The sequence below is a fragment of the Massilia forsythiae genome, from assembly GCF_012849555.1.
GTDB classification, from domain to species: Bacteria; Pseudomonadota; Gammaproteobacteria; order Burkholderiales; family Burkholderiaceae_D; genus Telluria; species Telluria forsythiae.
Genome location: NZ_CP051685.1, coordinates 3,314,232 through 3,336,727 on the forward strand (window position 1 = coordinate 3,314,232; position 22,496 = coordinate 3,336,727).

Here is a 22,496-nt window from a genome sequence, read left to right on the forward strand (position 1 = left end):
CCCAGCCCTTTCATCCTCCAGGAGCGCGAGCATGCAGAACTTCGAACGGCGGCGCGACCGCTTCGCGCTGTTCGACCGCATGGACAGCCCGGCGGTCAACCTGTGCTTCACCATGCACTTGCCGGAGTTCCGGCCCTGGTGCAAGGAACAGGGCCTGGGTCCGTTCCACGTGCTGCTGTGCGCCGTGCTGCGCGCCATCCTGCAGGTCGAGAATTTCCGCTACCGCGTGCTCGAGCGCGAGGTGATCGAGATCGACCGCCTGCATCCGTCCTACACCGTCGTAAACCAGCACTTCGACCTGAATTTCGCCCAGTTCGACTGGTCGGATGACGTGCGCGAGTTCGTGGCGCGCAGCCAGGCGGCGGGCCGCGCAGCCGGCGCCATGGAAGCACTCAACGACAACTACGCCGGCATGAGCGCGCGCGAGGCCAGGGAGCAGGTATTCATCACCTGCATGCCCTGGCTCGACTTCACGTCGATCCAGCATCCGATGGCGTCGCTGGCCGCGCCGGACATCCCGTCGCTGGCCTGGGGCAGGTTCCGCAGTGGGCCGGACTGCCTGCAATTGCCGTTCTCGGTGCAGGCGCACCACGGCTTCGTCGACGGCTACCACATCCACCTGCTGGCGCAGCGCATCGCGGCCGAGCTGGAGGCGATCATGCTGGCGTCGCCATTCATCCTCTGACGTAAGCCGCCAGTTCCTCGGCGCGCCCGGTCGGAAAGGCCGCCTTCAGGTAATCGAGAAAAGCGGACACGCGCGCGCTCAGCAGGCGGCGCGACGGGTACAGCGCCCACAGCGCGGTCTCCGGCCCGGCCACGTCGCCCCAGTGCGCCAGCGTGCCGGCCACCAGGTCGTGGCTGACCAAGGACAGCGGCAGGCGTGCGGCGCCCACCCCCGCGCGCACCGCATCGCGCACCATCACCAGCGACGACAGGCGCAGCACCGGGTCGACCGCGATGCGCGCCGCGCCGCTTGACGTGTTCATCTCCCAGGCCGTGTCCTGGTCGGCCGCGCCGCGCACCACGGCCGGCACCGCCGCGCCGTCCGCCGGCCGCGCCAGGGTCGGACTCGCCACCACCAGCAGCCGGTCGCGCAGGAAGATGCGCCCGACCAGGTTTTCGTCCGCAGCCGGGTTCACCCGGATCACCAGGTCGATGCCTTCCTCGACCATGTCCACGGCGCGGTCCTCGGTCGTGACCTCGAGCCGCACCTCCGGGTAGGCCAGCGCGAAGCCGGCCGCCAGCTTGCCCATGGCGACCTGCGAGAACAGCAGCGGGGCGCTGATGCGCAGGCGCCCGCGCGGCCGCTCGCCGCCCACGGCCAGCGCCGCCGCCACCTCGTCCAGTTCGCCGAGCAGCGGCGCGCTGCGTTGGTATAACGCGCGGCCCTCCTGGGTCAGCTGCAGCGTGCGTGCGCCGCGCTCGACCAGGCGCAGGCCGAGACCCGCCTCCAGGTCCGCCACCCGGCGCGACAGCGTCGCCTTGGGCCGGCCGCTGGCGCGCGCGGCGCGGCCGAAACCGCCGTGGCGGGCGACGAGGATGAAATCGGCGAGGGCTGGCAAGTCCATGAGTGTTCCAGAATCGAGACGGTGTGTCCAATTTTAGCGTCTATCGGACCGGATGCGGGATGGCTACCATGGAATCTCTTCAACCAACCCAGGAGTAAACGCCATGACCATCCTCGTTACCGGTGCCACCGGCACCATCGGCCGCCACGTCGTCGACCAGCTCGTCCAGCGCGGCGCCGCCGTGCGCGCCCTGGTGCGCGATCCGGCCAAGGCCGCCTTTGCCGACGGCGTCGAGGTCGTCCGGGGCGATTTGCTCGACGTCGATGCCTTGCGCAGCGCGTTCTCCGGCGTCTCCACGCTGTTCCTGCTGAACGCGGTCGTGCCCGACGAGTTCACGCAAGCGCTGGTCGCGCTCAACCTGGCGCGCGAGGCCGGCGTCGAGCGCGTGGTCTACCTGTCGGTGATCCACAGCGACCTGTACGTGAACGTGCCGCACTTCGCCGGCAAGTTCGGGGTCGAACGCATGCTCGACACGATGGGCTTCCAGGCCACCATCCTGCGCCCCGCGTATTTCATGGACAACGACCTGACGGTCAAGGACGTCGTGCTCCAGTACGGCGTGTACCCGATGCCGATCGGCAGCAAGGGCCTGGCGATGATCGATGCGCGCGACATCGGCGAGATCGCCGCCATCGCACTGCTCCAGCGCCGCGACGATGCGCGCCCGCAGCGCCTCGAGCGCGTCAACCTGGTCGGGCCGGACACGCTGACCGGCGCCGCCGTCGCCGCCATCTGGTCGGAGGCGCTGGGCCGCCCGGTCGCCTACGGCGGCGACGACAGCGCCGGGTTCGAGCGCAACCTGCGCCAGTTCATGCCGGGCTGGATGGCCTACGACATGCGCCTGATGAGCGAGCGCTTCCTGGGCGACGGCATGCTGCCCCAGGCCGGCGACGCCGAGCGCCTGCAGGCGCTGCTGGGACGCCCGCTGCGTTCGTACCGCGAGTTCGCCGCCGCTGTGGTTGCCGCCGCTGTGGCTGCCGACGCCGCCGTCGCGGCCTGAGAACGGCCTCGTACCCAACTTTAACAAGGAGAACATCATGATCTATTCGACCGCCACCGTTCCCGTCAATCCGGCAGGGGAGACCCCGCTGACCCGTGCCCAGGCCTGGGCCGGCCTGGTGCGCAAGGCGCGCGACGCGCGCCAGTTCCTGCCGCCCAACGTGTGCACCCGCTGCGAGGTCGTGCAGGAAAGCGCCACCCACATCGTGCGCGAAGCCACCATCGCCGGCGACGAGCTGCGCGAGATCATCGCCTTCGAGCCGGAGCACAAGGTCTCGTTCTTCCAGGCCAGCGGGCCGCGCGAAGGGGTGATCGTCAACGAACTGTTCGAGGATGACGAGGGCGCGCTGCAGCTGCGCTTCTATTGCTACCTCGGCCTGCGCGGCAAGGCGCCGGGCGGCGCCGAGGAACGCGCCGAGCAGGCGTGGATGGATGGCGAGCAGGGGTACCGCGCCGCCTTGTTGTCGACATTGAAGCGCACGCGCGCGTTGCTGGGGCAGGGGGCGTTGTGAGCGTGATCCCTGCGTGCGTGGACTTCGGCGGCGCGCCCTTGGTTTGAACGCGTGGACGGCGCAAGCGATGCGGGGATGCGGAGCGTGCGGGTGTAGCCGTCCACCTTACGTGTCAACCAGCCATCGCTCGGTCGGACTCGCGCCTGGCCAGCGACGCTGCGTGCCATCCGTTCAATCGTCGCGGTCGTCGTCGGCGCCGCCATCGCACCCGCTGTCTTCCCGGACGCTGTCGTCGCCTGCTGCGCAGGCGCGCTCCTTGTCGCGATCGTCATCCTCGCTCGCGGCGCAGCAACAAGGCAGCTTGTCGTCTTGGGCGGCATCCTTGCCGTTCGGATGGCATTCGTCGCCGGACCGGGAGCGGGCGGCGTCTTGGCGGCGTTCGTGCTCGCGTTCGCGTTCATACTCGCGTTCGCGTTCGCGCTCCCGTTCCCGCTCCCGCCTGTCGGAGCGCCAGTCGCTGTCGTCATCGCCGCTGCGGCCGCGGTCGTCGTCCGGCGCCCGGCTGCGCTGCGCGTAGGCCACCATGGCCTGGCGGTCGACCAGGCCGGCGCGGTACAGGACCGGGATCGGCCACACGGGCGGCGCATCGGTGCGCGGTGCGGCGCGGCCGTGGGCGTCGAGCGCGGCGTAGGCGATGCCGTCGAGCGACGACCAGTAGCCATGCCCGCCCGGCATGCCGAGCCTGGCGTCCAGGCCGAACACGGCGGGCAGGCGCGGCGACGGCGGCGGCGTTCCCGCGATGCGCGCGCATGCCTCGAGGGTGTCCAGCAGCGCGCCGGACAGCGCCCCCGGTCCGGGTGCGGCAGGCATGGCGTGCGCCGGCGCCGCGCCGACATGCGCGCGGCAGAAGCGCTCCAGCCCGGCCGCATCGTGGCGCAGCCAGATGCGCCAGACCGAATCGGCGGCCTTCGACGGCAGGATGCAGGGACGGCTGCTGCGCGCCGCCGCGTCGAAGAAATCCAATAAACCTTCGGCCGCGCAGGCGAAGAACCAGGCGCCGGTGGGGATGCCGGGGTAGGCATACGGAGCGTCATGGCGCCAGCATGCCTGCAGCCCGGGCGGCAGCGCCGCCAGCGCCGCGCGGTAGGGCGATGCGCGCAGGTGCCGTGCGGCGCGCCAGTTGTCGAACCATGCCATGCGTGTCTCCTCCCTGGCACGTTATCGTCAGCGCGCGCGCGCTCTTGAGGGCCGCCGCGCAAAATCGGCCGCCATGCAAGACGGGCCAACGCGCAACGCCCGGTGGCCCGTCCGTGGAAAACCCATGCGGACGGGATGCGCCCGCCGCTTGCGCCCTCGTTACTTCAGCGCCGAATAGATGCCTTCCAGACGGTCCTTGGTGCCCGGGATGCGTTCCAGGCGCGGGTAACGCAGGCCGCCGCGGTAGTCGAGCGAGACGGTGCGCAGCACGTTGCCCTTCTTGACCAGCAGCCGGATCGGCTTGCCGTCCTTCGCTTCCTTGATCGCGGCCTTCAGCAGTTCCGGCTTGTAGACGCGGTCGTTGACGGCGACGATGCTGCTGTTGGCCGCCAGGCCGGCGCGGAAGGCCACGCCGTCCCAGATCAGGTTGCGGATGGCGCCGTCCTGGGCCACCGTGAAGCCGAGCGAGTAGCTCAGGTCGGTGACCTTGTTGCGGTCGTCGGCGCCCTTGACCAGGTCGGTCGGGGTGTCGGTGTAGACCAGCTTCCAGCCGGCGCGCGCCAGGCCGTCCAGCGGGGCGCCCGGGCCGTGGCCGTCGAGCTTGTTGCGCAGGAAGGCGGCCCAGTCGTAGGGCTGGACCTTGTTCAGCGTCGCCACCACGTCCTCGAAGGTGTAGAAGGCGGGCAGGTGGCTGCCGTCGTTCACGCTGTAGAAGGCGCGCGCGAAATCGTTCAGCGAGCGCTTGTCGCCGGACAGTTCGCGCAGGCGGGTGTCGACGTCCAGCCAGATCAGCTGGCCTTCCGAATAATAATCCTCGCTGCGCTGCCAGTTGGCCCAGCCGAGCGGACGGCGCGCGTTCATGATCGGGTCGTTGACCGTGTCCTGCACCGCGCGCCAGTTGCGGCCGGCGACACTGTCGTAGCGCGCCGCGGTGGCGGCCAGCGCGTCGCGCGCGCCGGCCATCGACACCAGGCCCGAGCGCGCCGCCAGCACGTTCCCCCAATACTGGGTCTGGCCCTCGTACACCCACAGCAGCTCGTTCTGCAGCGGGGTGTTGAAGTTGGGGACGTCCTGGCCGGCCGGGCGGCGGAACTTGCCGTCCCACGAGTGCGTGTACTCGTGCGGCAGCAGGTCGCGCCCGGCCTCGCTCTTGGCCCAGTCGGTGAAGTAGCCCGGCTTGACGCCGTTCTCGCTGGACTGGTGGTGCTCGCGGCCGATGCCGCCGAATTCGTCCGACAGCGCGAACAGGAAGTCGTAGTGGTCGTAGTGGTGCGAGTTAAACAGTTTATATGCTTGTTGAACCAGCTTGCGGTGGGCGGCGATCTGTTCCGGCTTGGCGTCCAGGCTTTCCGGACTGTCGGCGAACACGTTCAGGCGCACCGGCACCTTGGCGCCCGGGTCGAGGTCGAACTGCTTGTAGTAGCGGCCGGCGAACAGCGGCGAGTCGACCAGCGTCTCCAGGTCGCTCGGCTTGAAGTGGACATCGTCGCCCTGGCGGTCGGCGGTTTCCAGCGCGGTGGCGTAGTGCCAGCCGGCGGGCAGCTTGAGGTTGGCCTGCACCGTCACGCCGCGCGCCACGTAGCCGGCCGGGTACAGCGTGGTCGACACCCATTGCACGCCGAGGATGTCGTCGGTCATGGTGTTGCGGCCCTGCGTGGCGTCCAGCGGCGACAGGTACTGGTACTGCGCTTCCAGCGTGGTCGCGCCTTCCGGCACGGTCAGGTGGAACGCGAACACCTGCACCGGGTCGCGCGTCCACTCGACCGGCTTGCCGTTGGCGCTGAACTTCAGGCCGGCCAGCTGGGTGATCGGGCCGTTCGGACCGTGGTTGGCCGGCAGCCATTGCGGATACAGCAGCGTCAGCGGACCGGGCTTCACCGGGATCGACATGCGCATCTGGAAGATCTGCTGCGACAGGTTGGTCGCATCGACGTTCAGCACGATGGTGCCGGGATAGGACTGGGCGGTCGGCGCAGGAATGACGGGCGCGGCCGGCTGGGCGGCGCCGGCGGGCAGGGCCAGCGCCAGCGACAGGGACAAGGCCAGGGCGGAGGCACCGGCAAGACGGCGGGTGGCGCAACCGGAGCGGCGCTGCGGGAAATGTGCGTTCATTGGCTGGGATGGACTATCGAAACGTTGCCGGAAACGGAGGAATGAGGGCAAAACCGGGCGAGTGTAGCATGGTCGACAACGCGAAATTTGCCGAACCACGCGATCGAACGAAATTCGAAAATTGATATTCAAAACCATATTTCGTATGGCTTGAAAAGGGCGGTCATGGGCATTAGATTGGTTCCAACGGATGCTCGATGTGAGGTCCGTACTTTTATCGCTTGAACTTACAAAGGATATCGACCATGCGTACTTTTGACCTGACCCCCCTGTATCGTTCCGCCATCGGCTTCGACCGCCTGGTGAACCTGCTCGAGCAGCGCGCCGAAGCCGCGCCGAGCTACCCGCCGTACAACGTCGAACTGGTCAGCGAAGACAAATACCGTATCGTGATGGCGCTTGCCGGCTTCAGCCGCAACGAAATCGAGATCGTCGCCGAGCGCGACACCCTGAACGTGTCCGGCCGCAAGCAGAAGGATGAAGTGCAGCGCACCTTCCTGCACCGCGGCATCGCCGCACGCGACTTCGAGCAGCGCTTCCAGCTGGCCAACCACGTGAAGGTCGTCAGCGCCGGCTTCGACAACGGCATGCTGACCATCGAACTGGTGCGCGAAGTACCGGAAGCCCACAAGCCGCGCAAGATCGCGATCGCCGACGCGCTGGGCAATACCGACAACGTGCAAGTGCTGGAGCAGCCTCAGCAGAACGCCGCTTGATCGATAGCGGAACATAGGTAGTCGGGAAGAGGCGCTGCGGCGCCTCTTTTCACGTCCGGCCTTCATCCCGCTAAGCCTGGTCTAATAAATGCTTAAGCATGACCTAAGGCGGCAGGCTCAAACTAGCTTCCAACCCAAGCAGCAAACAGACCTTTCCCAATCCCAGGAGCACGACCATGCACAACGAAGGTACCACTACCATCACCGCAAAACGTCTCACCCTGGCCCTGTGCGCGGCCGGCGCGATCGGCGGCGCGGTGGGCGCGGTCGCGGTCAACCACAACAACGCCACCGCCGCCGCCGAAGCCGCCGCCATCGCGGCGCCCGCCAACGGTACGCCGGTCGCGGCGACGCCCGCGCCGGTGGCCGGCAACGCCAATGCCGTCGGCCTGCCCGACTTTACCAAGATCGTCTCGCACAACGGCCCGGCCGTCGTGAACATCCGCGTGGTCGGCAACGCCAAGGCCGATCCGCGCGTGCAGATGCAGGACGGCGACGACGGCGACGGCCAGGACGACCCGTTCTTCGAATTCTTCCGCCGCTTCCAGCCGCAGCAGCCGCGCGGCGGCCAGGGCCATGGCCAGGGCAGTGGGCGCAATCTCGTTTTCGGCGCCGGATCGGGCTTCATCGTGAGCCCGGACGGCGTCATCCTTACCAACGCGCACGTGGTGCGCGATGCGACCGAAGTCACGGTCAAGCTGCAGGACCGGCGCGAATACCGCGCCAAGGTCCTGGGCTCGGATACCAAGACCGACGTCGCCGTATTGAAGATCGACGCCAAGAACCTGCCGGTGGTCCCGGTCGGTAACACGCGCAACCTGCAGGTGGGCGAGTGGGTGCTGGCGATCGGCTCGCCGTATGGCCTGGACAGCACCGTGACCGCCGGCGTGGTGAGCGCGAAAGGGCGCTCGCTGCCGAACGATAACGTGCCGTTCATCCAGACCGACGTCGCCGTCAACCCCGGCAACTCGGGCGGTCCGCTGTTCAACACGCGCGGCGAGGTGGTGGGCATCAACTCGCAGATCTACAGCCAGACCGGCGGCTACCAGGGCCTGTCGTTCGCCATCCCGATCGACGTCGCGGTGCGCATCAAGGACCAGATCGTCGCCACCGGCAAGGTGCAGCATGCCAAGCTGGGCGTGGTGGTGCAGGAAGTGAACCAGGGCTTTGCCGATTCGTTCAAGCTGGAATCGCCGGAAGGCGCGCTGGTGTCGAACGTCGAGCGCGGCGGCGCGGCCGACAAGGCCGGCCTGAAGTCGGGCGACGTGATCCGCCGCGTCAATGGCCAGCAGATCGTCGGTTCGGGCGATTTGCCGGCGCTGCTGGCAGTGGCCCGGCCGGGCGACAAGGTCGCCATGGACGTGTGGCGCGACGGCCGTACCGTGCAGCTGAGTGCCACCCTGGGCAACGCCAACGACAAGCCGGACCAGGCGGACCGCGACAGCCTGGCCAGCAACGCCGGTGGCGGCAAGCTGGGCCTGGCCCTGCGCCCGCTCGAGCCGCTGGAACGGCGCCAGTCGGGCATCCCGTCCGGCCTGGTGATCGAGGACGCGGCCGGCGCGGCCGAGGCGGCCGGCGTGCAGGAAGGCGACGTGCTGCTGGCGGTGAACGGCAAGACGGTCAACTCGGTAGACCAGGTGCGCGACGTGGTCAACAAGTCGTCCAAGTCGGTGGCGCTGCTGATCCAGCGCGGCGGGGACCGGATCTTCATTCCTGTCAGGATCGGCTGAGGGAGCGGAAGGCTTGCAGCATGAGCCCTCTGCAGTGTGAGACGGCATTGAACAGCGTCGTCCCCGCGCAGGCGGGGACCCATGCTGAGCATCAGAATTCGTCCTGGTGAAAGCTCACCGGCGCATTCAAGAGCACGACTTCAGAAGCGGTGTATGGGTTCCCGCCTGCGCGGGAACGACGGTATTTGATAGCCGCTACAGCCAATGTGCGCCCGCCCGCCGACCCGGCGCCCGCGGCGTGCTATCTTCCCCTCCGCATCGATGTGAAATTGGAGAATGTGCATGCGCCTGCTGTTGGTGGAAGACGATACGATGATCGGCGAAGTGGTGCTCGACCTGTTGCGGGCCGAGCACTACGCGGTCGATTGGGTGAAGGATGGCGAGATGGCCGATACCGCCCTGATGCAGAACCAGAACTACGACCTGGTGCTGCTCGACCTCGGCCTGCCGCGCAAGGATGGCATCGAGGTATTGCGCTCCATGCGCGCGCGAAAGGACCGCACGCCGGTACTGGTCGCCACCGCGCGCGACTCGGTGGCGCAGCGCGTGGCCGGGCTGGACGCCGGCGCCGACGACTACGTCCTCAAACCCTACGAACTCGACGAGCTGCTGGCGCGCATCCGCGCGCTGCTGCGGCGCGCCGCCGGGCGCGCCGAGCCCATCTTCGAATACAAGAACATCTCGGTGAATCCGGTCACGCGCGAAGTGCTGGTCGACGGCGCCCCGACCGTGCTGTCGGCGCGCGAATGGGCGGTGCTGGAAGCGCTGGTGGCGCGTCCCGGCGCGGTGCTGTCGCGCGCCCAGCTCGAGGAAAAGCTGTACAGCTGGCGCGACGAGGTCAGTAGCAACGCGGTGGAAGTTTACATCCACGGCCTGCGCAAGAAGCTGGGCAGCGACCTGATCCAGAACGTGCGTGGGGTCGGCTACATGGTGCCCAAGGCATGAACGTGAGAGGGGCGATGAAGGCGCGCGTCACGCACTCGCTGCGCGGGCGCCTGCTGTGGTACCTGCTGGCGGCGATCACCATCGCCGCCATCGCCCAGGCGACCATCGCCTACCGCACCGCGCTCAATGACGCCGACCAGATCTTCGACTATCACATGCAGCAGATGGCGCTGTCGCTGCGTTCGCGCGTGCCGCTCACCAGCAGCGAAGCCGCCAACAGCGTCGACACGCCGGTGGCCGGCAACGACGACCTGGTGCTGCAGGTGTGGTCGCCGGACGGCGTGCAGGTGTTCCGCAGCGCCTCGCACGCGCGCCTGCCGCAGCGCGCCGTGCTCGGTTTTTCCAACGTGCGCGCCAACGGCACCACCTACCGCATCTTCTCGATCCAGACCGAGGCGCAAACCGTGCAGGTGGCGCAGGACCTGGCCGTGCGGCGCAGCATGGCCGGCAACCTGGCCCTGCGCACGCTGGGGCCGGTGGCGGTGATGATGCCGATCCTGATGCTGGTGGTATGGTGGGTGGTCAGCAATTCGCTCGATCCGGTGGCGCGCGTGCGCCGGCAGGTGGCGGCGCGCCAGGCCGACGATCTGTCGCCGGTGTCGGAGCAGGGTTTGCCGGACGAGGTGCGCCCGCTGGTGCACGAGCTGAACCTGCTGTTCGGACGGGTGCGCACCGCCTTCGACGCCCAGCAGAACTTCGTCGCCGACGCCGCCCACGAACTGCGCACGCCGCTGGCGGCCCTCAAGTTGCAGGCGCAGAGCCTGGAACGCGCCGCCGATGCGGACGCGCGCCAGGTCGCGGTCGGGCGCCTGACCGCCGGCATCGAGCGCGCCACGCGCCTGGTCGAGCAGTTGCTGGTGCTGGCGCGCCAGGAAGCCGATCCGGCGCCGCTGCAGCCGGTCGACCTGGCCGCCGTGGCCGCGCGCGCGGTGGCCGACCTGGCCGGCGTGGCCCAGGCGCGCGACATCGACCTCGGCCTGGAACACGCCGACGCCGCCGCGGTGCGCGGCCAGCCGGACGCCCTGACGATCCTGCTGCGTAACCTGGTCGACAACGCCGTCAAGTACACGCCGAGCGGCGGCACGGTCGACGTCTCGGTGCTGGCCGCATCAGGAGGCGTGACGGTGACGGTGGAGGACAGCGGCCCCGGCATCCCGCCCGAAGAACGCGAGCGCGTGTTCGACCGCTTTTATCGCGTGGCCGGCAGCCAGGCTTCGGGCAGCGGACTGGGGCTGGCGATCATCAAGTCGATCGCCGAGCGCCACGGCGCTACGCTGGCGCTGGGCGCATCGGCGCGGCTGGGCGGGCTGGAAGCGAAGGTGGTGTTCCCGGTGTGATGCAGGGCGCGCGAATGCCGTTTCCGTGGCTTATTACGTCAATGCGGTGCATACCTCCGCATCTGGCGACCCATGACCTCGGACGTAGGGTGGACGGCTGCACCGTGCATGTACGCATGGCCGCATCGTGTCCGCCGTCCACGCGGTGATACGCACACGTCGACTTGCCGCGGATGTGGCCGTGGCGGGTTTTGATTGCGTGCTCGACGGACCGGACCGCGTCGATCACCGCGTGGACGGGAGACCCGTCCACCCTACGTATAAAGTGATCGTGGCGCCGCTGCCGTCGATGCTGCTGGCGACCCTGTACGATCGCAGCAATTCCTGTTTCACCAACCCATCCGGATCGTACAGATCGGCGCGCCGCTCGATCAGCCACACGCGCCGGCGCCCTTGCAACAGCCCCCGCAGGCGCAGCGCATCTTCCGGCGCCACGGCCGGCGCGCCCGAATTGCCGGCATAGCGCCGCGCCAGCCCCAGCGCCGGAAACGGCGCCGGCAGGTAGGCCACGCGCGCCGCCAGGTCGCGCGGCAGATAATACGTGACCGGCATCTGCACTTCGTTCGGCAGCGCCACGACCAGGTCGCCGGGCCGGCTTTCCCGCGCCAGCTGCGCCAGCATCTCGCGCCAGTTCTCGGTGTGCGAGCGGTAAAAGCCGATCACCGACCAGGCCGACAAGCCCAGCACCAGCGCCAGCGCCGCCGCCCGCCAGCGCGCCCGCAGGCTGGCCACCCCGAGCGCCATCAGCACCATGCCCAGCGGCGCCAGCCATTCGAACAGGCGCGACAGGAACACCGGCTTGACGAACTGGCTGTAGGCGGCCAGCGCCAGCACCGGCAGCGCCAGCACGCAGGCAAGGTGCCAGCACAACGGGCGCGCATGGCGCCACAGCCAATGGAAACCCGCCAGCACCAGCGCCGCTGCAGGGTAGTGCAGCGCCCGGGCGCCGCTGATCACGGTCCAGGCGGCGACCACGTTGGACGGCTGGAAGCGTACCCAGAATGCCAGCTTTGCCATCGCGGCGTTCTGCCGCACCAGCATCGGGATGAAGGGTGACCAGACCAGAACGGCGCCGATGGCGGACAGCGCCAGCGCCAGCAAGGCGCGTTTCATTGCGGACCGGCTGCGCACGCCCGGCGCCGCCAGCAGCCCGGCCGCCATGCCGGTCCAGATGGCGAAGACGGCGAACACGCCGGTGTTGTGCAGCCACAGCGTGGCGCCGGCGGCCAGGGCCAGGCCGGCGCCGGCCGGCCACAGCTGCCGTGCCCCGGACGGGTGCGGCCATTGTCCGGCCGCTGCCGGTTCGCTTCCAGGCGTGGGGACGGACCAACCGTGCCGGCCCGTCAGCGCCGCCAGCAGCAGGCCGGAACAGAACACCGCCAGCGACCCGGCCAGCGCCTGCAGCGCATATGGGCGCGCCTGCTGCGCGAACAGGATGGCATTGGCGTTCAGCGCCAGCAACAGCGCCGCCAGCAGGGCCACGCGTTCGGCGCGTGTACCCAGGCGCGCCAGGCGCGCGCACGCGGGCAGCAGGACCACGGCCAGCACGCCGGCCAGCACCGACAGGCTGCGCATTGCCGCCTCGCTGGTGCCGAACAGCGCGATCCAGCCTTTCAGCAGCGTGTAGTAGAAGGGCGGATGGGTTTCGTACAGCGGCACGCCGGTCCACAGTTCTCGCAGCGGCACGGCGGCGAACCAGGCGCTGTAGGTCTCGTCCAGCCACAGCGAGCGGCTGGACAGGGTCGGCAGGCGCAGCAGCAGGGCGGCAAGGCCGAGCAGCGCGGTCCAGGTCCACAGGCGCGCAACGGGCGGCGCGGGTGCACCCGCGTGCGCCGCAGCGCCCGCCCCATCGCGTGCGCACGCGGCGCCGGCCTGCGCCGGATCGACCGACGCATCGGCGCCGGATGCATCGGCGCCGGACGCCTCGGCCGGGGAACCGGCAGACGGACCGGCAGACGGACCGGCGGACGGACCGGCGGACGGGTCGGCAGATGCGTCGGCTGCGCTCATGACGGCGTGCGCGGACCGAAGGTCCACGCTGCGTTGACGGCGAAGGTCAGGCCCAGCAGCAGCGCGGTGACCAGCACTTGCGCAATGCGGTAGTCGATCGCGCCATGCCGCAGCAGCAGCGCCATCAGCACGCCGTTGGCGAGCGCCGCCAGCGCCGCCGTGGCGAAGAAACGGACGGCGCTGCGCCAGGCCAGGTGGTCGTGGCCGTGGCGCCGGAAGGTAAAGCGCGCGTTGAGCACGAAGTTGAGCGTCGCCCCAGCCAGCGCGCCCAGCACCGAGGCGGGCGCCGGCGCCAGCCAGTGCAGCGACACCAGCGCCACCAGCAGCGCGTAGTGCAGCGCGGTGCCGGCCGCGCCGACCGTCACGTACAGCAGGAAGCGCGCGAGCGCGGCGCGGTCAGCCATGCGGCGCCGTCCTTTCGTAGCGCTGGCGTACCAGGTACAGTGGCCGCTGCTTCGATTCGAGGTAGATGCGGCCGACGTACTCGCCCAGCACGCCGATGCCGATCAGCTGGATGCCGCCCAGCAGCAGCACCGCCGTGGCCAGCGACGCGTAGCCGGGCACGTCGACGCCGTACAGCAGCGTGCGCACCACCAGCCAGGCGGCGCGTCCCAATGCGAAGAAAGCGATCGACAGGCCGAGATAGGTCCACACGCGCAGCGGCAGCGTGCTGAAGCTGGTGATGCCTTCCAGCGCCAGGTTCCACAGTTTCCAGCCCGAGAACTTGCTGGTGCCGGCGCTGCGCGGCGCGCGCGCGTAGTCGACCACCGCCGTGCGGTAGCCGACCCACGCGAACAGGCCCTTCATGAAGCGGCAGGATTCCGGCAGGGTCTTCAAGGCATCGCAGACGCTGCGCGTAAACAGGCGGAAGTCGCCGACGTTTTCCGGAATCGCCACATCGGCCATGTCGTTGTGGATACGGTAGAAGCACAGCGCGGTCCACTTCTTTAGCAGCGAATCGGCGCCACGGTCGGCGCGCCGCGCCAGCACCACGTCGTAGCCTTCGCGCCATTTCTCGACCAGCTTGCCGATCATGTCCGGCGGGTCCTGCAAATCGGCGTCGAAGGGCACGACCAGGTCGCCGCGCGCCTCGAAGATGGCGGCCGTCAGCGCCGCCTCCTTGCCGAAGTTGCGGGTCAGGTCGATCACGCGCACGCGTTCGTCGGCCTGCGACGCCGCTACCAGGCATTCCAGCGTGTGGTCGCGGCTGCCGTCGTTGACGCACAGGATCTCGAAGCGGATGTTCGGGATGCGTTCGAGTTCGGGAATCACGTGGCGGAAGAATTGCGCGATCGCCGCTTCCTCGTTATACAAGGGCACCACGAGCGATAACAATGGTTTCAGGTCAATGGATCGCGCAGCGATGGGGGATGGGCCGCCTGTGGGCTGCGGAGAAAGCGGGTTTGCTGCAGCCCTGTCGGAAACGCCGGCGTCCTCAGGGGAGTTCATTGCCGGTCCTCCTGCGATACCTTGGCATGAACGTTTGCGTGCGGCGCATTGCGCAGGTGTCCGTGCAGCGTGGTATGCGCGGCAGTGCCGATTTCCGTCCACCACGCGCGCCGCGCAGCCGCGCGCTTGCGGTGCTTGCTCGCCAGTTGCTGGAGATCCTTGAACTGGAAGGGAAGCGGAATCACGTGGCAACCCTTGCCGCTGCGCGTGCCGCCGAATGCATCCCAGAAACTGTCGTACGCGGCCGGATAACCCTGCTTCGAGCGCAGCATGCGCGACAAGGCCATGTCGCTCTTGACGCACAATAATTGGCGCGCACCCACCGCCGCCGCCAGGCCCGCCATCGCGGCGACACAGAAATAGGCCGGCGCGTTGTTCGGAAAGCTGGCCTCGAAAGCGGCGTACAGCACATCGCTGAGCTCGTCGCGCCAGCGGCCCTGGTTGCGCGCGATAAAGGGAACGATGGCGGCATGCATGGCGGCGATCGTCGCGTCGACCCAGTTGAAGCCGATCCGGTGCAGGGTTTCATTCCCGAGCCGCATCACCAGATTCAGGTCGCCTTCGCCGAGATAGCGCTGGTTGGTCTTCAGCCAGATCGAAAACTCGTGCCCGCCGGCGGCATGGCGCCACAGGCGCAGGCCGCCGCCGTACACCTGGCGCTGGTAATCTTCGTCGAAGGCGGCGCTCTCGAAACCGTAGTGGTCCAGCATGCAGGCGACGCGCTCGGCCGGGGTGAAGTGCCGCGACAGGTAATCGCGGTGGCTCAGGTGGTGGAACACGTCCGCATCGGCATCGCGGGCGACGTAGCGGTGGTACACGGTACAGCCGCACAGGGTGCGGTGCCGGCCGGGCCAGCGCAGCACCCTGAGCGAGCGCAGCACGCTGGCGGCCCATGCGCGCATGCCGTAGTGCCCGAGGCTGACGTACCAATAGCGCGCCAGGTAGCGCAGGAGCATGTTCATCGGTTCGGATCCGCGAGGGAGCGTGTCTGCTCATCCGGATTGGACCCGCAATCGACCGGCAAGTGCGGACGATCCGTTTGACCGATGACCATGCCCCGGGCGCGCAAGGCATGGTAGCGCGCATCCGGATGCGCGAATCGGCGTTTTTAAGACGCGTGCATTCAGAACGCGTGCTTCAAAACGCGTGCTTCAAAACGCGTGCTTCAAAACGCGTGAGACAGGCGCGCGAACCAGGCCGCGCCGTTCAGGCCGAACTGCACGCTCTCGTACTTGAAGCCGTTGTCGGTCTCGTCCGCGTTCTGCTCGGTCGGGTGCACGTTGAAGATGTTGGTGCCGCCCACGGTCAGCTTGGTCTTCTCGCTGAAGGCCCAGGTGAAGGCCAGGTCGGCCGAGGTCTTGGCCTGGTAGTACTGGTTCGGCACCGGCGGACCGGAGAAGGTGCCCAGCGTCTGCGGACCGTAATGCACGATGCGGAAATCGGTCTCCAGCCGGCCCAGCGTGTAGTCGAAGTCGAGCGTGGCCTTGCGGCGCGGGCCGCCTTGCTCGATGAACAGGCGCTCGCGCTCGGACAGCAGGACGTCCTCGAAGCCGGCCAGCGAGGCCGGCGCGTGCACGCCGGTCACCTTCGTCTTGCTGAAGTTCATGGCCAGGAAGGTGTTCAGGCGGCCGCCGCCGATGCTGGCGCGGTGCGAGGCGGTCAGGTCCAGGCCCTGGGTGCGGGTGTCGACCGAGTTGACGAAGAACTGGGCCTGGCCCACACCCAGCGCCTGCAGCGTGGCGCCCAGGGCCGGGTAGTTGTCGGCGTCGAAGCGGCCGGACAGCACGATGCGGCCGTCGATGTCGATGTGGTACAGGTCGGCCGTCACCGAGATCGCCGGGGTCGGGGTCCAGGTCGCGCCCAGCGTGGCGCTCTTCGACTTTTCTTCCTTCAGCTTCGGAATGCCGGCGGCGTTGGCGACGGCGCCGCCGTTCGGGGCCAGCACCACGTCCAGCGGCACGCCGCTGACGAAGTCGGTGAAGGTCGACGAGAAATACATCTGCTGCAGCGACGGCGCGCGGAAACCGGTGCTGGCCGAGGCGCGCAGCAGGATGTCATCAGTGGCCTTGAACGAGCCGGCCAGCTTGCCGGTGGTGGTCGAGCCGAAGTCGGAGTAATGCTCGTAGCGCACCGCCGCCTGCAGCTTGGTGCGCGGTGCGACATCGGCTTCGAAATCGAGGTAGGCGGCGCCGCTGTGGCGGTTGCGGTTGGCGGCGTCGCCCGGCTGGAAGCCCGGGAAGCCCTGGCTGCCGGCGTTGCCGCCGAAGCCGACGCCGTCGGCATCGATGTACGAACCCGGCTCGCCGGCGAAGATGCGGTAATTCTCGGCGCGGTACTCGAAGCCGAAGGCGGCGTTCAGGCCGCCCAGGATGCCGTCGTAGAAGCGGCTGAAGTCGGCGTTGCTGGTCAGCTGGCGGAAGGCGAAACCGCCGGCCTCGAACTGCGATGCGCTGACGCCGCGCCCGCCGTTCGACAGGTCGCGGTTGGCGATCGAGGCGTTCAGCGTATTGGCGATGGTGTAGCGCATGCGGTTGTAGCCGTAGGTCTGCGAGAAATCGCCTGCCCATTCGCCCAGGCGGGTGCGGTAGCCGACCGTGGCGTAGCGGTCGTCGATGTCCCCGTCGATGAAGGGGACGAAGCCGCCCGGGTACATGGCGGCCGAGTTGCGCGAGGGAATGTCGTCCGAACCGAGGCCGCCGCGCGCGAACGCGGCCGAGGAAGCGTCGCGGGTCTGGGCGCCGGCGGTGACGTACAGCTTGCCGTCGCCGAGCGGCAACTCGCCATTGGCGTAAATCGTTTTGTTCTTGGTCTTGGTGTCGCCGATGATGCGCGGGTTGCCGTCCTCGGCGCGGTTGGAGCGGCCGCGGTCCAGGTATTCGCCGGTGATGCCGAGCACGCCGCCGCCGACGGCCACGCCGCAGTAGGCCGAGGCCAGCCAGTTGCTGCCGTCGCCCTTCGTGTATTCGCCGGTGCCGAGCACCGATTCGCAGCCCAGGCTCTTCTTGAGTTCGACGTTGATCACGCCGGCGATGGCGTCCGAGCCGTATTGCGCGGCGGCGCCGTCGCGCAGTACCTGCACGTTGCGGATCGCCAGCAGCGGCAGGGCGTTCATGTCGGTGCCGGTGTTGCCGCGGTTGCGCGCGCCGAACAGATTGACCAGCGCGGTGGTGTGGCGGCGCTTGCCGTTGACCAGCACCAGGGTCTGGTCCGAGCCGAGGCCGCGCAGCGCGGCCGAATCGACCAGGTCGGCGCCGTCGGCGCCGCTCTGGCGCGTCGAGTTGAACGAGGGCGAAATGTTGGCCAGCGACTGCGCCAGGTCGAACTGGCCGCCTTGCTCGGCCACCTTGGTCATCGGGATGGTGTCGACCGGGACCGGGGTGTCGGTGGCAGAGGCGTTGCCGACGCGGCGCGAGCCGATGATGCTGACGCTCTGGATCGAAGCGGCTTGGTCGGTGGATGGCGCTGCAGTTGGCGCTGAGGTCGGCGCCGCGGTCTGGGCATGGATGGCGGGCGTCGCCAGCAGGGCGGCGCCGCCGTGCAGGGCCAGCAGGACGGCGCGGCGGATCAGGGTAGGTTTCACGGCTTGGCTCCGGAGGAAAATTGAATCCTAATCAATTAGCGCTTCGGCAACCAAGTGTGGCGTCTCATAACTGCAACATTACGGCGTATAACTTTGGTTCATGCCGCTATTTGCAGAAACCTTTACCGTCGTCCCCGCGCAGGCGCGGAACCATGCTGAGTTTCCAAAGTCGATATTCATGAAGTTTCGGGTTGCTTCTGGCGTGCCGAATTCTGTTGCCTGGTATAGGTCCCCGCCTTCGCGGGGACGACGGATCGACGGCTGACAACAAGCGCATGTGCCCAGCGGATCGGTATCCGGAACACGCCCCACGCAACCGGCGCGCCGGATCACACCCGATGCGACCAGACGGTCTTGCCGGACGGGAGCGGCGCCTCCGGCGCCAGCAAGCCGTCGGCGCGCAGGTCGCCCCAGAACGCCGCCGGGATGACGACGTCCATCAGCGTGGCATTGCGGCGCAGGTGCTGCGGGCTGCTGGCGCCCGGAATGGTGGCCGCCACCGCCGGATGCGCCAGGCCGAACTGCAGCGCCGCCGCGGCCAGGTCGACGCCGTGGCGCGCCGCCACCTGGCGCAGGCGCTCGCGCCGGGCGACCTGTTCCGGCTTGGCCGGCGCGTAGTCGTAGTGTTCGCCGCCGGCCAGGAAGCCGGAATTGAACGGACCGCCCAGCACCACGTGCGCGCCGCGTTCCAGGCACAGCGGGAACAGCTCCTGCAGCGGCGTGGTCTCCATCAGCGTGTAGCGCCCGGCCAGCAGGAAGATGTCAGGGTCGGAACCGCGCAGCGCGCGCAGGCAGGGTTCGATCGTGTTCACGCCCAGGCCCCAGGCCTTGATCGTGCCTTCCTCGCGCAGCTTCGTCATGCCTTCGAAGGCGCCGCCGGGGCCGGCCGCGATGCGGAACTGGTGCTCGAACCCGTCGCCCAGCGCCTCGATCGACAGGTCGTGCACGTAGGCGATGTCGATGTGGCCGAGCGCCAGGCGCTGCAGGCTGTCCTCGACCGCGCGGCGTACGCCGTCGGCCGTGTAGTCGAGCACGCGCTTGAACGGCAGCGAGGAGACGAACGGCGCCGCGATGTCGCCGCCCGGATGCGGCGCCAGCAGGCGCCCGACCTTGGTCGACAGCGTGTATTCGTCGCGCGGACGGCGCCGCAGCGCCTGGCCGAAACGGTGCTCGGACAGGCCGGCGCCGTAGTGGGGCGCGGTGTCGAAGTAGCGGATGCCCGCTTCCCAGGCGGCGTCCACGGTCGCCTGGGCGGCTTCCTCGCTCGTGGTGTGGTACATGTCGCCCAGCCCGGTGCCGCCGAGGCCCAGGCGCGTGATCGGTCGGTAACGTCCCATGTTCGTCCTTTCGTTGGATGGATGCGGTCGATTGCACAGCGGTGCTCTGCGCTGGATTATCGGACAACGTCAGGGCACGGGACGATTCGTTTCCGTTCCTCATCTATTGCCGGCCTGCGCCGGATCGGTGGTCGCCATGCGTCTGAACTGCACGGGCGGCGGTGGGAAAGTGTGAATTTTCAAGCGATATGATTTGATATTCTTGCGATGAGGCAATTTCAGTCTGGCCTCACCGTAGCAATCCGATCGTTTCAACGGCACCTTCCTATCGAGAGACACCCGATGACGCACCTGAATCCAGCACTCGAACGTCCCGCCATCCCGGCCCACACCCCGCACCTGCGAAGCCACATCGCCGCCGTCGCCGACCACCTGCAGAACGATTCGGCGGAACTGCGCCAATGTTCGCCGGAGCAGGTGCTGTACCACGAGTACATGCAGGCCGGGGCGCCGCACGGACCGGTGCTGTATGCGGTCAAGGGCGAACACTGGAACGGCGTCAGCCCGCGCTTCCTGGAATTCATCAACGCCTTCCGCTTCGAGCGCGGCGACATGGGTTATTCCGAATCCGGCTACGGCATCCAGCGCCACCGCAACTTCATGCGCCGCCTGATCGTCAGCGAGCACCACCTGGGCCAGCGCACGCCGGCGCCCGGCCTGGAGATCGACGTCGGCTGCCTGGCGATGACCACCCGCATGGCCATGTACGACATGGCCAAGGTGGCGATCCGCCACGCGCGCGAACGCCGTCCCGGCAGCATCCCGGTGGCGCTGGTGCCGACGCCGTCGTGGGACTACCGCGGCATCTTCAAGGACGTCGGCTTCGAGGTGGTGTTCCTGCCGCTTGGGCCGGCCAACGGCTGGCTGCCCGACCTGGCCGCGTGGGACGCGATCGTGCGCGCCACGCTGGCGGACGGCACGCGCCACATCGCCATGACCGTGACTAACCCGCAGCACAATCCGACCGGCATGCAGTGGCCGGTCGAGGTCACGCGCTGGCTGCTCGACCTGGGCGCCGCCCAGGACGGCTTCCTGCTGCTGGACGACGCCTATTACTGCGTGCACGACCCGCGCGTGGCGGTGGTGAACCACCTGAAGGCGCTGCTCGACGCCTTCGACGAGAACGGCGGCGACAATGCCTTGGTCGACTCCGGCATGTTCGAGCGCTGGGTCGCCACGCGCCCGTTCGGCAAGCAGTTCTCGTGCAACACGATGGGCGTGGCGGCCATCACCACGTCGCCGGCGCTGCTGCGCAAGCTGGGCCGCGAATCGTGGGTCAACCGCTACCACACGAACACCCACAACGCCGAACTGATGTGCGCCTGGCTGGCCACGCCCGAGGCGGCCGACTGGACCGTCGAGACCGGCCTGTTCTACACGCGCCAGAAGGAGCTGGTGCGCACCCGCCTGATGGAGCGCATGGGCTGGCCGGCGTCCGCCATCTGCACCGGCCCGTCGACCTCGTACATGCTGATCGAGATCCCCAAGGTGTACCAGGACAGCGAGGGCGGCATCGACCGCCTGCGCGACGAGCTGTTCTTCGCCACCGGCACGCTGGTGTCGGCCTCGCTGTTCAACCAGAGCGCGCCGGTGCCCTACGTCCGCCTGCACCTGGGCAGCCATCCGGACGTGATCGAGGAATTCCTGCGGCGCTGGCAGGCGGCCGGCCTGCACTACGCCATGCCGGCCATGTTCGGCGGCCGGGAAGCGCTGGCCCGGCCGGTGCCGGCGCAGGCGCTCCGCCGGCAAGCGTAAAGCGGCGCGGCTTCAGGCGCGCAGCGAGCCGCGCCGCCCGTGCGCGCGCGGCGTCGTTGCCAGGCACAGCAGTGCGCCCAGCCACAGCAGGCACACCAGCACGGCCGGCACCGCGCCGCCGTCGCCCAGCCAGGCCGCGTCGCCCAGGTCGGCCAGGCCGCTGCGCTGCGCCACCCAGGCGCCGGCCATCAGGGTGGCGACGGCGGCCAGCGTGCGGCGCACATGCGCATGCCATGCCGGACGCGCCGCGCCGATCATCAGCAGCGGCGGCAGCACGGCGCACAATACCAGCAGCTGCATCGCCTCGATGCCGAGGTTGAAGGCCAGCAGCGCCTGCGCATGCTGCCACGGCGTGAGGCCGGCGCCGGACAGGCTGGCGGAAAAGGCCAGGCCGTGCACCAGGCCGAAGCCGAGCGCCATCCAGGCTTCGGCGCGCGCGAACAGCGGGCGCCAGGCGTGGATGCCGGCGACGGCGATGGTCAGCGCGACCGCGATCTCGACCGGCCCGGCAGGCACCCGCACCAGCCCCAGGCTGCCCAGCACCAGGGTGACGGTGTGGCCGGCGGTGAAGGCGCTGATCACCAGCGCCGTGTGCGCGAGGGCCGCCCGCGGCGTGCGCAGCGCCTGCCAGCGGCGCGCCTGCGCCGTGAGCGGCGCCACCAGCAGCAGCATCAGCAGGAACAGCAGGTGGTCCGTGCCTTCCGCGATGTGCAGCATGCCGCCCTCGAACAAGCTCGTAAAACCGCCGGCCGCGCGTTCCCGGTCCAGCGGCACGAACAGCGTGTTGTGCCCGTGGCTCAGTTCCCCGACCAGCAGCGGCGCCTCGCCGACGCGGCCGCCTTGCCAGTCGTTGCGCAGGAAGACCTGCACGCGGTGGGTGCGCACCTCGTGCGTGATCGCGTCGTACACCAGCTCGGGCGCGCGCGCATCGGCGCTGCCGGCGCGCAGGTCGAACACCGCCTCCAGTTCCGGCGCGCCGTTCAGGTCGACCACCCGTAGCGCCGGACGCAGCACCTGCCAGCTGGCGCCGGCGCCGCGCACGCCGACGTGCTGCAGCAGGTAGGCCGCGAGGCGGTCGCCGTGGCGCGCCAGCACCTCGGCCGGGCGCTCGCTCAGCGGCTTGCCAAAGGCGAATTCGAGCCGGTTCAGCGGCAGCTGGGCGGTCAGGCGCATGCCGCCCGGCGTGGTGTCGAGCCACACCAGGCTTTCCGGCATCGGGTGGGCCACCGCCGCCGGCGCCGCCAGCAGCAGCCGGCAAGCCAGCAGGGCGGTGCCCAGGAAGCGCAGCCAGGCCATCATCGCACCTTCC

At 68.9% G+C, this 22,496-nt stretch carries 18 protein-coding genes; 8 read left to right on the top strand and 10 right to left on the bottom strand.

Annotated features, from left to right (window positions below; translation table 11 throughout):
* Nucleotides 1-31 precede the first annotated feature (31 nt).
* Complete coding sequence (locus HH212_RS14245) at nucleotides 32-685, top strand: CatA-like O-acetyltransferase (RefSeq protein ID WP_170203078.1); 654 nt, start codon at nucleotides 32-34, stop codon at nucleotides 683-685.
* Here the strand turns inward: HH212_RS14245 and HH212_RS14250 are convergent.
* On the bottom strand, nucleotides 675-1,568 hold the full coding sequence (locus tag HH212_RS14250; RefSeq protein ID WP_170203079.1) for a LysR family transcriptional regulator: 894 nt from the start codon (nucleotides 1,566-1,568) through the stop codon (nucleotides 675-677). The genes HH212_RS14245 and HH212_RS14250 overlap by 11 nt on opposite strands.
* A gap of 103 nt (nucleotides 1,569-1,671) precedes the next feature.
* Between HH212_RS14250 and HH212_RS14255 the strand changes: the two genes are divergently transcribed.
* Both HH212_RS14255 and HH212_RS14260 read left to right on the top strand, forming a co-directional pair.
* Nucleotides 1,672-2,568 carry an NmrA/HSCARG family protein gene (locus tag HH212_RS14255; protein WP_170203080.1) on the top strand — a complete coding sequence of 299 codons (897 nt, stop codon included), beginning with the start codon at nucleotides 1,672-1,674 and terminating at the stop codon, nucleotides 2,566-2,568.
* A 37-nt stretch (nucleotides 2,569-2,605) separates the two neighbouring features.
* Nucleotides 2,606-3,079 carry an AtaL-like protein gene (locus tag HH212_RS14260; protein ID WP_170203081.1) on the top strand — a complete coding sequence of 158 codons (474 nt, stop codon included), beginning with the start codon at nucleotides 2,606-2,608 and terminating at the stop codon, nucleotides 3,077-3,079.
* A gap of 171 nt (nucleotides 3,080-3,250) precedes the next feature.
* On the opposite strand, the gene HH212_RS14265 is transcribed toward HH212_RS14260, so the two are convergent.
* Together HH212_RS14265 and HH212_RS14270 are read right to left on the bottom strand one after the other, a co-directional pair.
* Nucleotides 3,251-4,216: a hypothetical protein gene (locus tag HH212_RS14265; protein WP_170203082.1), complete on the bottom strand. Its 966-nt coding sequence runs from the start codon at nucleotides 4,214-4,216 to the stop codon at nucleotides 3,251-3,253.
* A 159-nt stretch (nucleotides 4,217-4,375) separates the two neighbouring features.
* On the bottom strand, nucleotides 4,376-6,328 hold the full coding sequence (locus tag HH212_RS14270) for a M61 family metallopeptidase (RefSeq protein WP_170203083.1): 1,953 nt from the start codon (nucleotides 6,326-6,328) through the stop codon (nucleotides 4,376-4,378).
* Between the two features lie 245 nt (nucleotides 6,329-6,573).
* Here HH212_RS14270 and HH212_RS14275 point away from each other — a divergent pair, with 245 nt between their 5' ends.
* The 4 genes from HH212_RS14275 (at nucleotide 6,574) to HH212_RS14290 (ending at nucleotide 11,056) form a co-directional block, all read left to right on the top strand.
* Nucleotides 6,574-7,044, top strand: a complete 471-nt coding sequence (locus tag HH212_RS14275) for an Hsp20 family protein (protein ID WP_170203084.1) — start codon at nucleotides 6,574-6,576, stop codon at nucleotides 7,042-7,044.
* Nucleotides 7,045-7,220: 176 nt separating this feature from the next.
* Complete coding sequence (locus tag HH212_RS14280; protein ID WP_170203085.1) at nucleotides 7,221-8,774, top strand: Do family serine endopeptidase; 1,554 nt, start codon at nucleotides 7,221-7,223, stop codon at nucleotides 8,772-8,774.
* A 282-nt stretch (nucleotides 8,775-9,056) separates the two neighbouring features.
* Entirely contained in the window at nucleotides 9,057-9,719 is a 663-nt protein-coding gene (locus HH212_RS14285; RefSeq protein ID WP_170203086.1) for a response regulator, read from the top strand.
* Complete coding sequence (locus HH212_RS14290; RefSeq protein WP_370663875.1) at nucleotides 9,716-11,056, top strand: ATP-binding protein; 1,341 nt, start codon at nucleotides 9,716-9,718, stop codon at nucleotides 11,054-11,056. Before HH212_RS14285 ends, HH212_RS14290 begins: the two co-directional genes overlap by 4 nt.
* Nucleotides 11,057-11,281: 225 nt before the next feature.
* On the opposite strand, the gene HH212_RS27730 is transcribed toward HH212_RS14290, so the two are convergent.
* The 6 genes from HH212_RS27730 to HH212_RS14320 form a co-directional block, all read right to left on the bottom strand.
* Nucleotides 11,282-13,066 carry a glycosyltransferase family protein gene (locus HH212_RS27730; RefSeq protein WP_170203087.1) on the bottom strand — a complete coding sequence of 595 codons (1,785 nt, stop codon included), beginning with the start codon at nucleotides 13,064-13,066 and terminating at the stop codon, nucleotides 11,282-11,284.
* Complete coding sequence (locus tag HH212_RS14300; RefSeq protein ID WP_170203088.1) at nucleotides 13,063-13,470, bottom strand: GtrA family protein; 408 nt, start codon at nucleotides 13,468-13,470, stop codon at nucleotides 13,063-13,065. Before HH212_RS14300 ends, HH212_RS27730 begins: the two co-directional genes overlap by 4 nt.
* Nucleotides 13,463-14,401, bottom strand: a complete 939-nt coding sequence (locus tag HH212_RS14305) for a glycosyltransferase family 2 protein (RefSeq protein ID WP_308633207.1) — start codon at nucleotides 14,399-14,401, stop codon at nucleotides 13,463-13,465. Before HH212_RS14305 ends, HH212_RS14300 begins: the two co-directional genes overlap by 8 nt.
* Nucleotides 14,402-14,511: 110 nt before the next feature.
* Nucleotides 14,512-15,477, bottom strand: a complete 966-nt coding sequence (locus HH212_RS14310) for a DUF535 family protein (protein ID WP_170203090.1) — start codon at nucleotides 15,475-15,477, stop codon at nucleotides 14,512-14,514.
* Nucleotides 15,478-15,680: 203 nt separating this feature from the next.
* Complete coding sequence (locus tag HH212_RS14315) at nucleotides 15,681-18,095, bottom strand: TonB-dependent receptor plug domain-containing protein (protein WP_255486814.1); 2,415 nt, start codon at nucleotides 18,093-18,095, stop codon at nucleotides 15,681-15,683.
* 329 nt (nucleotides 18,096-18,424) lie between these two features.
* Nucleotides 18,425-19,432 carry an aldo/keto reductase gene (locus HH212_RS14320; RefSeq protein WP_170203091.1) on the bottom strand — a complete coding sequence of 336 codons (1,008 nt, stop codon included), beginning with the start codon at nucleotides 19,430-19,432 and terminating at the stop codon, nucleotides 18,425-18,427.
* Nucleotides 19,433-19,714: 282 nt separating this feature from the next.
* On the opposite strand from HH212_RS14320, the gene HH212_RS14325 reads away from it, so the two are divergent.
* On the top strand, nucleotides 19,715-21,187 hold the full coding sequence (locus HH212_RS14325; RefSeq protein WP_170203092.1) for a pyridoxal phosphate-dependent aminotransferase: 1,473 nt from the start codon (nucleotides 19,715-19,717) through the stop codon (nucleotides 21,185-21,187).
* 12 nt (nucleotides 21,188-21,199) lie between these two features.
* Here HH212_RS14325 and HH212_RS14330 read toward each other — a convergent pair whose 3' ends face one another.
* Nucleotides 21,200-22,486, bottom strand: a complete 1,287-nt coding sequence (locus HH212_RS14330) for a HupE/UreJ family protein (RefSeq protein WP_229217281.1) — start codon at nucleotides 22,484-22,486, stop codon at nucleotides 21,200-21,202.
* Between the last annotated feature and the right edge of the window lie 10 nt (nucleotides 22,487-22,496).